This is a genomic window from Mycobacterium sp. 236(2023) (genome assembly GCF_029623955.1).
GTDB lineage: Bacteria > Actinomycetota > Actinomycetes > Mycobacteriales > Mycobacteriaceae > Mycobacterium.
Genome location: NZ_JARSBP010000002.1, coordinates 1,402,233 through 1,414,515, shown reverse-complemented (window position 1 = coordinate 1,414,515; position 12,283 = coordinate 1,402,233). Strand labels below are relative to the sequence as shown.

Below are 12,283 nucleotides of genomic sequence, written 5' to 3'. Positions count from 1 at the left end.
TCACGGCGGGCTACCGGGCCGCGTAGTCGTGCATGCCAGCCGACGTCCGCAGCTGGTGGCGACCGCGGCCGACCGACCGGATCGTGCCGTTGAGGAAGTCCTCGAACTCGGCCAGTTTGCTGTCGACGTAGATGTCGCACTCGCCGCGGAGCCGGTCGGCTTCGGCGTGCGCGGAGTCGATCATCCTGGTGGCCTCGGCGGTGGCGGTCGCGACGACCTCGGTCTGCGAGACCAGGCGCTGCTGCTCCTTGATGCCTTCCTGGACGGCCTTCTCGTAGGCCAGGTTGCCGTTCTCGAGGAGCCGGTCGGCCTCGGACTTGGCGCGCCCGGTGCTGGCTTCGTACTCACGCTTGGCCGTCGCGTTGAGTCGCGCGGCCTCCTCACGAGCCTCGATCACCATGCGCTCGCTGTGCTGACGCGCCTCGGCGACCATGCGGTCGGCCTGGGACTTGGCGTCGGCGAGCAGCCGATCGGCCTCGGTCCTGGCGTGGTTGACCATCGAATCGGCCTCGGTGTTGGCCGTGGAGACCGTCGACTCGGCATGGTCCTTCGCCTCGCGCAGCAGAGAATCGCGCGCGTCGAGGACGTCCTGCGCATCGTCGAGCTCACCGGGGATCGCGTCCTTGATGTCGTCGATCAGCTCGAGGACATCACCGCGCGGCACCACGCAGCCTGCCGTCATCGGCACGCCGCGGGCTTCTTCGACGATCGCACCCAACTCATCGAGAGCTTCAAAAACTCGGTACACGGCGACACCCTCCAGGCGTAGTTGACAGTGACCAGTGTGCCTGGTGTTACGCCTGTGACTCGATTTCTTGCTCGGTGTGTCGCCTCCGGATCACGGGAAATCGGCGGCAGGCCAGCCGCGCGCCCGGTCTCTCAGGCGCGCTCGGCCAGCTTGGCCATCAGGCGCGCGTGGACCGGCGCGGGCAGCAGCGCCGACACGTCGCCGCCGAAGGTCGCGACCTCCTTGGCCAACGACGACGACACGAACGAATACTGGGGCGTGGTGGCGACGAAAAAGGTGTCGACGCCCGCGATGTGTTTGTTCATCTGCGCCATCTGCAACTCGTACTCGAAGTCCGTCCCGGTGCGCAGTCCCTTGACGATGGCGGTGAGTCCCCGCTCCTTGACGAAGTCGACGATCAGACCCTGGCCGGATTCGACCCGCACATTCGGCAGGTGGGTGGTGGACTCCTCGATCAGCGCGATCCGCTCGTCGAGGGTGAACATGCCCTTCTTGTTCGGGTTGACCATCACGGCAACGACGAGCTCGTCGAACTGTGCGGCCGCCCGCTCGAAGATGTCGACGTGACCGAGGGTCACCGGATCGAAGGATCCTGGGCACACCGCACCGCTCATGACGTGTGACGGTAGCAGGCGCGCACGCCCACTAGGCCGTTCGGCGCCGCCGCACCACCGCTCCGATGGGCTCCGCCGCGACCATGGTGAACGGCACCTCGACCGGGAAGTCCGTTGCTGTGGAGGTGATCTCGACGTCACGCACGATGGCGGCCAGCGCCAGGGTGGCTTCCAGCATGGCGAAGTGATCCCCGATGCACGACCTCTGCCCCGCTCCGAACGGAAGGTACTGCCAGCGATCGCGCCGCGTGCCCGCGCCACCGGCGAAACGGCCGGGATCGAATGTTAACGGATCGTCCCACAGCGCCGGATCGCGCTGCACCGCATAGATGCCGACGACCAACATGGTGCCCGCATCGACGCGATGGCCGTCAACCGCGATGTCCTGCACCGCAACCCGGCTGGTGGCAGGAGCCGGCGGACACAGTCGCAGAGCTTCGCGCAGCACGGCCACCGTGAACCCGAGCTGTGCGACGGCGGCTGGGCCGAGGCTGCCGCGGTCCCCCACCGCGACAGCCTCGGCCAGCACTTTGTCCTGCAACTCCGGATGCCTGCCCAACTGCCAGAGGGCGTAGGCCAGTGTCGTTGCAGTCGTATCGTGCCCGGCGATCACGAAAGCCAGCAGGTCCTCGGCGATCTCGCCGTCCGACAGCGGGGCTCCGGTGTCCGGATCGACGGCGTCGATCATGGCGCGCACAAGCGGGGCGTCACGCGACGGATCAGTCCGGCACGCCGAGACGATGTCGACTGCGAGTTCGCGCAGTGTCGCGCCGGCCGCACGTGCCCGGCGGCGTGCCGGCGTCATCAGCCACCGCGGCGGCTTGATCGGAGAAGCGGTCCGATTCGCCAAATAGGACAGCGCGATGCCGATCGGCGCCGCGATCGCCTCAGCCTTCTCGTCGAGGTCGACGCCCAGCACCGACCGTCCGAGCGCACGCAGGGTGAGTCGGCGGCACTGACTGTCCAGATCGATCTCGGCACCGTCGGCCCACCCGCCGGAGATCGTCTCCGCCGCCGCGACCATATGGCTCCCGAACTCCTCCACCCGCTTCCTGGTGAACACCGATTGCACAGCGCGCCGCCGTGGCAGCCATGCGTCGTGTTCGAGGTCGAACAGGTTGTTACCCAACAGGTGCCGCATCTCGGCATGCACGACGGTCTTGTCGACCAGCGCACCGGGGCGCCCGAGGACGTCGCGGATCGCGCGCGGAGACGTGGCGACCACCACGGGCGGCATCAACCAACGCGGACCGAGCTTCAGCCGGGTCACCGGACCGCCGGCATCGCGGAGTAGTTCGGGTCCTGTGTGAAAGTTGCGCAAGGCCGCTATCTGGCGCCGTTTCGTCAGCGGACTGAAGGGTGCCGGCGGCATCGTCTGAACCGCCGGCTCCGCAACCATCGACGAGCTGGACATAGCCGCAAGCCAACAACGAATCGGCGCGTGCGTCGTCAACCGAACGGATGAGATCCGTCTTTCACCCCGAAACGGCGGAAACGGATTACAGTCGCATCACTACCAGCAGCCCGGGGGGTACCTGTGATGGTGGCGATCGAGGATTTCTCGCGCATGGTGTCCGGCGTCTACGGCGCGGCAGCCGCATCCGACACCTGGGCCTGCGCCATGGCTGAGATTCGTTCGGTATTCGGCGGCCTGACCGCCGCGATGATCGAAACCGACGGCACCGATCGGATCGTCAAGAGCGCCAACCTCTCCGACGAAGCGGCCACCGCCTACGTGGGCTACTACCGCAACATCGACTACGTCTTGTCGGCGGTCGAGCGCAGCCCCGTCGGGCTCGTCCAGGGCGGCCGAGAGTTGATCGCCCTGCAGCCGCGGTCTGAATTCGATGCCGATTGGATGCGGCCGAACAACCTCAATGACGGTCTGTTCGTCCGGCTGTCGGGGGCAGCGCACACCACCAGCTTCCTCGTCGCCGGAGACCGCACGCGTGAGGAGTTCGACACCGCGGAGCGGGCGGCGTTGCTCGACCTGTTCATCCCGCACCTGCAGCAGGCGCTGCGCACCGAACGTTCCCTGCGCAAGCACTCCCTCAGCCGCGACGCCTTGACCCTGGCGATCGACACCGTCGGCTACGGCGTCGTTGCCATCGGCGCCAATGCCGTTGTGCAGCAGATGAATCAGCCGGCCGAGCAGATGGTGCGCGACGCCGACGGAATCACGCTGCGCTCAGGTTCGATCTCGGCCTCGGATCCGGTTGCGGCACGGCGGCTGGCACGCAGCATCGCCGCGGCGCTGGGCGGCGCCGGTGACACCGTGCGCAGCGGTGATTCGCTGCTCTGTCCGCGCCCGTCGGGGTTACGGCCCTACGTGGTGCACGTCCTGCCGTCCACCCGTGACGCCACGGCGTGCGCGGTGGTGGTGGTCATCGATCCCGAACGGATTCCCGAGCCGACCATCGCCATGCTGCGCAGACTGTACGAGCTCACGTACAGCGAGGCCCTGGTGGCGACCCACGTGCTGCGTGGACACGGACTGCGCGCCATCGCCGACGACCTGTCGGTGTCGCTGGCAACGGTCAAAACCCATCTGCAACATGTCTTCGCGAAAACGGAAACACATCGCCAGTCCGAACTGGTCCGTCTCCTGCTCTCGATCAATCGCTGACCGAGGCCAGCTCGATCCTGGTGTCCCCGTACTTGCGGGGCTTCCACACCGACCAGCCGTCCGGCCAAGCGATCTCGCGACCCGATGCCGGCCGTTCGACGACGGCGACAGTGCCCGGCGCTGTCCAGCCGGCGCTGACGAGCGTTGCCACGACGTCGGCGACCTGGTCGTCACCGACCTCGTACGGCGGATCCGCGAGCACAAGATCCACCGGTCGCGTCGCACCCGAGGCCAGCACCGTCGAGACGCTGCCGCGGCGCACCGACGCCCCTCGCGCCCCGAGCGTCGCAATGTTCTGCTCGATCACCGCGGCGGCCCGCGCATCGGACTCCACGAACAGCGCGGACGCGGCCCCGCGCGACAACGACTCCAGACCGAGCGCCCCGGACCCTGCGTACAGATCGAGCACGCTGATACCCGCGAAGTCGATCCGCGCGGACAACAGATTGAAAAGGGCTTCGCGCACCCGATCGGTCGTCGGCCGAGTGCCCCGCCCAGATTTCTGCTGCGGCACCACAATCCGGCGGCCGCCGAAGGAACCGGCGACGATTCGGGTCAGGTCGGCTCCCCTGACGCGTCGCCTGCACCAGCCGAACCGATCACGACGAGCAGGTCCCCGCCTTCGACCTGCGCGGTGGCCGCCACGGCGACGCGACCGACGGTGCCGCCCTTCGGCGCGGTGATCGCGGCCTCCATCTTCATCGCCTCGATGGTCGCGATCGTCTGGCCGGTTTCGACCGTATCGCCTTCGGACACGCTGACGGTGACCACACCCGCGAACGGAGCGGCCACATGGTCGGCGTTGTTGCGATCGGCTTTCTCGGCAGCCGGTACCTCGCTGGCGACGCTGCGGTCGCGGACCACGACGGGGCGCAGCTGCCCGTTGAGGATGCACATGACGGTGCGCATGCCGCGTTCGTCGGGATCGGAGATCGCCTCGAGGCCGATGAGCAGTTCCACGCCCTTTTCGAGTTGCACGCGGTGTTCTTCGCCGTGGCGCAGCCCGTAGAAGAACTGATTGGCCGACAGCGTCGACGTATCGCCGTAGAGCTCGCGATGGGCCTCGAATTCTTTGGTGGGACCAGGAAACAACAGCCTGTTCAGCGTGGCCTGCCGCTGCGGTCCCGCCTCACCGAGCACCTGCTCGTCCTCGGCGCTGACATCGGCCTGCGGCTTGGCAGGCGCTCGACCGGCCAGCGCCTTGGTGCGCAGCGGCTCCGGCCAGCCGCCGGGTGGGTCTCCGAGTTCCCCGCGCAGGAACCCGATCACCGAGTCCGGGATGTCGTACCGCTCAGGGTCGGCCGCGAATTCGTCGGCCGACGCTCCCGCACCGACCAGCGCCAGCGCCAGATCGCCGACCACCTTCGACGACGGCGTCACCTTCACCAAACGGCCCAGGATCCGGTCCGCCGCAGCGTAACTCGCCTCGATCTCCTCGAACCGATCCCCAAGTCCCAGCGCGATCGCCTGCTGCCGGAGGTTCGACAACTGCCCGCCCGGGATCTCGTGGTGATAGACGCGGCCCGTCGGGGTCGTCGGTCCTGCTGCAGCAACGTCGAAGGGCGCGTAGACCTTTCGCAGCGCCTCCCAGAACGGCTCCAGATCGCACACCGCCGACAGCGACAGCCCGGTGTCGTATTCGGTGTGCGCGGTCGCCGCCACGATCGAGGACAGCGCGGGCTGACTCGTGGTCCCGGCCAGCGGCGACGACGCACCGTCGACCGCACTCGCGCCGGCCTGCCACGCCGCGAGGTACGTCGCCAGCTGCCCGCCCGGGGTGTCGTGGGTGTGCACGTGGACCGGAAGATCGAAGCGGCTGCGCAGCGCCCGCACCAGAATGTCTGCCGCCTGCGGGCGCAGCAGACCCGCCATGTCCTTGATGCCGAGCACATGCGCGCCGGCGTCGACGATCTGCTCGGCCAGCTTGAGGTAGTAGTCGAGCGTGTAGAGGTTCTCGTCCGGGTTGGACAGATCACCGGTGTAGGACATCGCGACTTCGGCCACCGCCGTGCCGGTCTCGCGCACGGCGTCGATCGCCGGACGCATCGAGTCGACGTTGTTGAGCGCGTCGAAGATTCGGTAGATGTCGATGCCGGTTGCCGTCGCCTCCTGGACGAACGCGTGGGTCACCGACTCCGGATACGGCGTGTAACCGACCGTGTTGCGCCCGCGCAGCAGCATCTGCAGACAGATGTTGGGCACCGCTTCGCGCAACGCGGCCAGCCGCTCCCACGGATCCTCCTTGAGGAACCGCAGCGCGACGTCATACGTTGCTCCGCCCCAGCATTCGATTGACAGCAATTGCGGCGTCATCCGCGCGATGTAGGGCGCCACCATCAACAGACCCGACGTGCGGATCCGGGTGGCCAGCAACGACTGGTGCGCATCGCGGAACGTCGTATCGGTGACGCCGACCGACTTGGATTCGCGCATCCACCGCGCGAACGCCTCGGGTCCGACTTCGGAGAGCAGATGCTTGCTGCCCCGCGGCGGCATCGAGTTCAGATCGACCTGGGGCAGCTTGTCCTGCGGGTACACCGTGGCCGCGCGCTCACCGTGCGGATGGTTCACCGTGACGTCGGCGAGGTAGTTGAGGATCTTGGTGCCGCGGTCGGCGGGGGTGTGCGAGGTGAGCAGCTCGGGTCGCTCGTCGATGAACGACGTGGTGACCCGGCCCGCCCGGAAGTCCGGGTCGTCGATGACGGCCTGCAGGAACGGGATGTTCGTCGACACGCCACGTACCCGGAACTCGGCGAGCGCGCGATGGGCACGCTTGACGGCTGTGGCGAAATCTCTTCCGCGGCATGTCAATTTGACCAGCATCGAGTCGAAGTGCGCGCCGATCTCGGCACCCAGCACCGCGCCGCCGTCCAGCCGGATCCCCGCGCCGCCCGGTGACCGGTAGGCCGTGATCCGCCCGGTGTCGGGCCGGAAGCCGTTGGCCGGGTCCTCAGTGGTGATCCGGCACTGCATCGCCGCGCCGCGGATGACGAGATCGTCCTGGCTCAGGCCCAGTTCGGCCAGCGTCTCCCCCGACGCGATCCGCAGCTGGCTGGCCACCAAGTCGACATCGGTGATCTCCTCGGTGACGGTGTGCTCCACCTGGATACGCGGGTTGCACTCGATGAAGACGTGATGACCGCGCTCGTCGAGCAGGAATTCCACGGTGCCCGCACACGTGTAGTCGATCTCGCGAGCGAAAGCCACTGCGTCAGAACAGATTTTCTGGCGCAACTCTTCCGGCAGGTTCGGGGCCGGCGCCAGCTCGATGACCTTCTGATGACGTCGCTGCACACTGCAGTCCCGCTCGAACAGGTGCATGACGTTGCCGTCGGCATCGGCGAGGATCTGCACCTCGATGTGGCGCGGGTTGAGCACCGCCTGCTCGAGATACACCGTGGCGTCACCGAACGCCGACTCCGCTTCCCGGCTGGCAGCTTCGATCGCCTCGGCCAGCGCGCCACGCTCGGCGACCCGTCGCATACCGCGTCCACCGCCGCCGGAGACGGCCTTGACGAACAGCGGGAACTCCATCGACTCGGCGGCCGCGACGAGATCGGCGACCGAGGACGACGGCTCCGACGAGGCCAGCACCGGCAACCCGGCCGAGCGAGCCGCCGCGATCGCGCGGGCCTTGTTGCCCGTCAGCTCCAGCACATGGGAACTCGGCCCGACGAACGTGATGCCCGCCGCTGCGCACGCCGAGGCCAACTCCGGATTCTCCGACAGGAAGCCGTAACCCGGGTAGACCGCGTCGCAGCCCGCCTCCAACGCGACCCGCATGATCTCGTCGACCGACAGGTATGCCCGGACCGGATGGCCGACGTCCCCGATCTGATAGGACTCGTCAGCCTTCAGACGATGCAGCGAATTGCGGTCCTCGTGCGGGTACACCGCCACCGTCGCGATGCCCATCTCATAGGCCGCGCGGAACGCGCGGATCGCGATTTCACCACGGTTGGCGACAAGAACCTTCGTAATTCGACCAGCCACAGTTCACCTTAACCATGCAGGTCAATCTCACAGAGGCAGACCGCTGGGTGTGAACAGAACGCAGCAGATGTCCGGCGTCAGATCAGGGTCGACCAGTAGTTCCAGAATCGTTCGAGGATCAGCAGCACGACGCCGGTGAACCACAACGTCACCAGCGACCAGCGCCACGTGTGGAGCGCCCGGACGACCGCGTTGCCGCTGCGCTGGGGCGCGACGGCGATCGACGTGGCGACCACGAGTAGCGGAATCGTCACCGCCCACACGACCATGCAGTACGGGCAGAGCGCTCCGATGCGGTACAGGCTCTGGAAGATCAGCCAGTGCACGAAGACGGTGCCCAGAAGCGTGCCGACGGCCAGGCCCGCCCAGTACCACCGCGGTAGGTTGACCTTGGCCAGCGCCAGGACGCCGGTGACCGTGACGACGGCGAAAGCCACGATCCCGATGAGCGGGTTCGGAAAACCGAACAGCGAGGCCTGCGGCGTGATCATCACCGACCCGCAGGACAGGACCGGGTTGATGCTGCACGACGGGATGTAGTCGGGGTTGATCAGCAGCTCGATCTTCTCGATCGTCAACGTCAGTGCCGACGCCAGGCCGACGACACCGGCGATCAGCACCCACAGCGCGCTGCTCCGTGGAACCGCGACCCCCGTCGGCTCATCCGCGCCCGCACCGTCGGTGTGCTCGGCTGAACTGGTCGCGGTCACGGTCATGACGCGGGCGCCGGCTGCGGGGCAGGTGCCGGCGGAGCGGCTTCGAGTCCGGGAACGTCGCCGACGATCTCCTTGATCTTGGCGACCAGCGCTTCCGGCGTGCTGTATTGGTAGTCCTCGCCGTTGATCTTGACCGTGGGAGTCGACTGGATGCCGGTCGCCCCGGCGAGGCCGCCGACGAGGTCGACATAGGTGCCGTTGTTGATGCAGTCGGGGACGCCGCCGGCGGCACCGGACTGGCGGGCGGTCTCGACGAGGCGCGCGTTGTCCGGGTACGCCGAGCCCGTCTCACTGGGCTGCTGGGCGTACAGCGCGGCGTGAAAGCGGCGGAACGCGTCCGTCGACTCGTCGGCGACGCAGTAGGCCGCCGCACCCGCACGCGCCGGGTAATTCTGGTTCTGCGGACGGTCGAGGATGGCGACCATGTAGTAGTCCGCGGCGATCGCGCCCGCGTCGACGAGTTTGTTGATCGTGGGGCCGAACTGCTGCTCGAAGGCTCCGCAGTGCGGGCACAAGAAGTCCTCGTACATGCTCACAACGGCCTTGGGCTCGTCGGTGCCTTCCTTCTTGATCAGGCTTGCCGACTCGACCCGGATCGCCCGGTCCTCGCCCGCGGTGGGCTTGTCGTCGGCCGACAGCACGATGTACAGCACCAAGGTGACCGCGAAGATGACGACGACGGCGGTCAGACCGATCTGGACGAGCAGATTGCGTTTACGGTCCGCTGCCTTCAGGTCGTACCGCGCGTTCTTCTTGGGTTTGGTGGCCACGGGTCACAGAGTACCGGCGATACCGCGGGGCTTTAGCCGGCGCGGGTCAGATGAGCGCGGATGGCCGAGATGAAGTCGGCGGTCGCGGTGGCGCTGTCGCCACCGAGGGCGAAGAAGTTGGCGAATCCGTGCACCACGGTCCCGTATTCGCGGTAGTCGACGGCTGTTCCCGCGACGCGCAGGGCCTCCGCATACTGCTTGCCCTCGTCACGCAGCGGATCGAAGCCCGCGGTGATGACCAGCGCGGGCGCCAGCCCCGACAGATCGTCGGCCAGCAGTGGCGACACCCGCGGATCAGTGGTCTCGATCCCGGTGCCGTCGAGGTGAGTGGCCTTGAACCACTCGATGTCGTGCCGGGTGAGGAAGAACCCGTTGGAGAACAGGGTCATCGACCGGGTTTGCGCGGCAGCGTTGGTGCCCGGGTAGATGAGGACCTGCAGCGCGGGCTGCGGCGCGTTCTCATCGCGGGCCCGCTGAGTCACCAGCGCCGTCAGGTTGCCGCCGGCGCTGTCCCCGCCCACCGCGATGCGGGAGGCGTCGGCACCGAGCTCGGCGGCGTGTTCGACGGCCCAGAGGTACGCGGCGTAGGCATCGTCGGCACCTGCGGGCGCCTTGTGCTCGGGGGCGAGCCGGTAGTCGACCGACAGAACGTGGACCTGGGCGCTCCGGCAGACCTCCCGACACAGGTCGTCGTGGGTCTCGATGCTGCCCATCGCGTGACCGCCGCCGTGGAAGAAGACGAGCAGCGGGGCGTCGGGGACGTCCGTGCCGTAGTGGCGTGCCTTTCTCGGACCGGCACCGCCGGGCACCGTGAGATCGGCCACCGAGGCCACCGGGATGTGCTGTTTATAGGTGCCGGCGAGGAGCTCCAGCTGGGCGCGTGCGGTGACGACGTCGTCGTCACCGACGAGCCCGTCGAGGCCGAGCGCGCGCTGGCCGGCCAGCATCAGCTGCAACGTGGTGTCGAGTGTGTTGCCGTCCACGGTGATCGACCGGCCGCCCAGCATGAGCCGTTTGAAGGACTCCGGAATGTGGGGCAGGCCACGCAACGTGACGCCGGCGGCCTTGGTGGCGACTTTCTCGGCGGTACTCACTGTCACTGCTCCTTCTCGTGGTCAGCCTCTGTTCGTGGTGTCTGCCGCGAATTCGGCGCCAGCCTACGGCGTGGCGAACGCCGTCACGGCTCGGCGGCCGGTATTAGGGAGACACAGCCGACGGCAATATAGTCGTCGCGAGCATTCCACTTCAGAAAAGAAGGTGACATGACGTCGGCGGAATCAATCCCCACCGTCACACTGAACGACGACAACACCATGCCGGTTCTGGGCCTCGGTGTGGGTGAGTTGTCGGACGCAGAGACCGAGCAGTCGGTGCTGGCTGCGCTGTCGGCCGGATACCGGCTGATCGACACGGCGGCGGCATACGGCAACGAGGCGGCCGTGGGCCGCGCGATCGCCGCCTCCGGTGTGCCCCGTGACGAGCTGTTCGTCACGACGAAGCTCGCCACCGAGGACCAGGGTTTCGGGGGTTCGCGGGACGCGCTCAAGGCCAGCCTCGAGCGCCTCGGACTCGACTATGTCGACCTGTACCTGATCCATTGGCCGGCGGGCAGCGCGGACCGGTTCGTGGACAGCTGGGGCGGCATGATGAAGTCCAAGGAACTCGGTGACGCCCGGTCGATCGGCGTCTGCAACTTCCACGAGCATCATCTCGACGACCTGATCGGATTGTCGTTCTTCACCCCGGCGGTCAACCAGATCGAGCTTCATCCGCTGCTGAATCAGGCCGAACTGCGCGCGGTCAACGCCGGGCACGGCATCGCCACCGAGGCCTACGGCCCGCTCGGCGTCGGCAGTCTGCTCGGGAATTCCGCGGTCACCGAGGTCGCCGAGTCGCATGGCAAGACGCCGGCTCAGGTGCTCATCCGTTGGAGCCTGCAGCTCGGCAACATCGTCATTCCGCGTTCGTCGTCGCCGGAGCGGATCGCGTCGAACATCGACGTGTTCGGCTTCGAGCTCACCGACGACCAGATGGCGACCCTCAACGGCCTCAACGACGGCACCCGTTTCCGTCCCGATCCCGAGACCTACACAGGCACCTAAGCCCGCCGCTCTACTAGGCCATGTAGTAGCCGCGCGGTACAGTGCGCGCATGCGTTCGCCGAAGACGCGTGCCCGATGGGCGCGCGGTGCCCTGGTCGGGCTGTCTTCGGCTGTCCTGACCGTCGGCGCACACGCCGCCGCGGGCGGCGGTCTGCCCCACGGCAGCGCGCTGGTGTTGACGCTGCTCTTGTGCGCGACCGTAGGGGCCCTGGCGGGCAGCGTGCACCTCGAGGGCCACGCCGCGCGATGGGCCGCGATCACCTCCGCCTTGGCCTCGGCCCAGTTCCTCGGACACGCTGCGCTGACGGTCACCGGCCACCATCACGGCGGGTTCGACATGGGCCTCGGACCGTCGATGATCGCGGCGCACGCCGGAGCGGCGCTGATTCTCGGTGCGGCGATCTCTGCCGCCGAATATCTCTATGTCGTCTGCGCATCGGTGCTGTGCTGGCTGCGGCTGTTCGCCCAGTCCAGCACCCGCCCGGCCATTCGCGTCAGACGCCGTGTCACGAAAGTCGTTGCGGTTCGGCCGGTTCTGGCCACCGGTCTGGGGATGCGCGCTCCCCCGTCAGCAGTCGCGGCCGCCTGACGGCCTGCTCCACCTCAAGCACCTGTCACCCGAGCCACGGCGTACCGCCGCGGTGGCCGGGCACTGCCGTCGCACCCGTGCGTGCTGATGGCCCCTGCGCGACGCTTCGACGTGAAAGCCCCAAC

11 protein-coding genes are annotated in these 12,283 nt (G+C 67.7%); 3 read left to right on the top strand and 8 right to left on the bottom strand.

Going from position 1 to position 12,283, the window contains the following annotated elements; translation table 11 throughout:
• Positions 1–10: 10 nt before the first annotated feature.
• From sepIVA to P9A17_RS09265, 3 genes are all read right to left on the bottom strand, one after another.
• Entirely contained in the window at positions 11–748 is a 738-nt protein-coding gene (gene sepIVA, locus P9A17_RS09275) for a cell division protein SepIVA (protein ID WP_278038244.1), read from the bottom strand.
• Positions 749–879: 131 nt separating this feature from the next.
• Complete coding sequence (coaD, locus tag P9A17_RS09270; RefSeq protein WP_278038243.1) at positions 880–1,362, bottom strand: pantetheine-phosphate adenylyltransferase; 483 nt, start codon at positions 1,360–1,362, stop codon at positions 880–882.
• Between the two features lie 31 nt (positions 1,363–1,393).
• Positions 1,394–2,776: a cytochrome P450 gene (locus P9A17_RS09265; protein WP_278038242.1), complete on the bottom strand. Its 1,383-nt coding sequence runs from the start codon at positions 2,774–2,776 to the stop codon at positions 1,394–1,396.
• A gap of 126 nt (positions 2,777–2,902) precedes the next feature.
• Here P9A17_RS09265 and P9A17_RS09260 point away from each other — a divergent pair, with 126 nt between their 5' ends.
• Entirely contained in the window at positions 2,903–3,988 is a 1,086-nt protein-coding gene (locus P9A17_RS09260) for a LuxR C-terminal-related transcriptional regulator (RefSeq protein WP_278038241.1), read from the top strand.
• Here P9A17_RS09260 and rsmD read toward each other — a convergent pair.
• The 5 genes from rsmD to P9A17_RS09235 form a co-directional block, all read right to left on the bottom strand.
• On the bottom strand, positions 3,978–4,547 hold the full coding sequence (gene rsmD / locus P9A17_RS09255; RefSeq protein ID WP_278038673.1) for a 16S rRNA (guanine(966)-N(2))-methyltransferase RsmD: 570 nt from the start codon (positions 4,545–4,547) through the stop codon (positions 3,978–3,980). The two genes, P9A17_RS09260 and rsmD, sit on opposite strands and share 11 nt — an antisense overlap.
• Positions 4,544–7,969: a pyruvate carboxylase gene (locus tag P9A17_RS09250; protein ID WP_278038672.1), complete on the bottom strand. Its 3,426-nt coding sequence runs from the start codon at positions 7,967–7,969 to the stop codon at positions 4,544–4,546. The genes rsmD and P9A17_RS09250 overlap by 4 nt, the downstream gene beginning before the upstream one ends.
• Before the next feature lie 89 nt (positions 7,970–8,058).
• Entirely contained in the window at positions 8,059–8,697 is a 639-nt protein-coding gene (locus P9A17_RS09245; protein WP_278038240.1) for a vitamin K epoxide reductase family protein, read from the bottom strand.
• On the bottom strand, positions 8,694–9,467 hold the full coding sequence (locus tag P9A17_RS09240; protein ID WP_278038239.1) for a DsbA family protein: 774 nt from the start codon (positions 9,465–9,467) through the stop codon (positions 8,694–8,696). Before P9A17_RS09240 ends, P9A17_RS09245 begins: the two co-directional genes overlap by 4 nt.
• Positions 9,468–9,499: 32 nt before the next feature.
• On the bottom strand, positions 9,500–10,561 hold the full coding sequence (locus tag P9A17_RS09235) for an alpha/beta hydrolase (protein WP_278038238.1): 1,062 nt from the start codon (positions 10,559–10,561) through the stop codon (positions 9,500–9,502).
• A gap of 168 nt (positions 10,562–10,729) precedes the next feature.
• Between P9A17_RS09235 and P9A17_RS09230 the strand changes: the two genes are divergently transcribed.
• A complete protein-coding gene (locus tag P9A17_RS09230; protein WP_278038237.1) occupies positions 10,730–11,569 on the top strand; it encodes an aldo/keto reductase in 840 nt (279 codons plus the stop codon).
• Positions 11,570–11,618: 49 nt separating this feature from the next.
• Entirely contained in the window at positions 11,619–12,158 is a 540-nt protein-coding gene (locus P9A17_RS09225; RefSeq protein WP_278038236.1) for a hypothetical protein, read from the top strand.
• The last annotated feature ends 125 nt before the right edge of the window (positions 12,159–12,283 follow it).

Bases quoted from the DNA above. Each gene is read 5' to 3' on its own strand.
- P9A17_RS09260 (WP_278038241.1), top strand. From the start codon at position 2,903: ATGGTGGCGATCGAGGATTTCTCGCGCATGGTGTCCGGCGTCTACGGC.
- P9A17_RS09225 (WP_278038236.1), top strand. From the start codon at position 11,619: ATGCGTTCGCCGAAGACGCGTGCCCGATGGGCGCGCGGTGCCCTGGTC.
- coaD (WP_278038243.1), bottom strand. From the start codon at position 1,362: ATGAGCGGTGCGGTGTGCCCAGGATCCTTCGATCCGGTGACCCTCGGT.
- P9A17_RS09230 (WP_278038237.1), top strand. From the start codon at position 10,730: ATGACGTCGGCGGAATCAATCCCCACCGTCACACTGAACGACGACAAC.
- P9A17_RS09265 (WP_278038242.1), bottom strand. From the start codon at position 2,776: ATGTCCAGCTCGTCGATGGTTGCGGAGCCGGCGGTTCAGACGATGCCG.
- P9A17_RS09245 (WP_278038240.1), bottom strand. From the start codon at position 8,697: ATGACCGTGACCGCGACCAGTTCAGCCGAGCACACCGACGGTGCGGGC.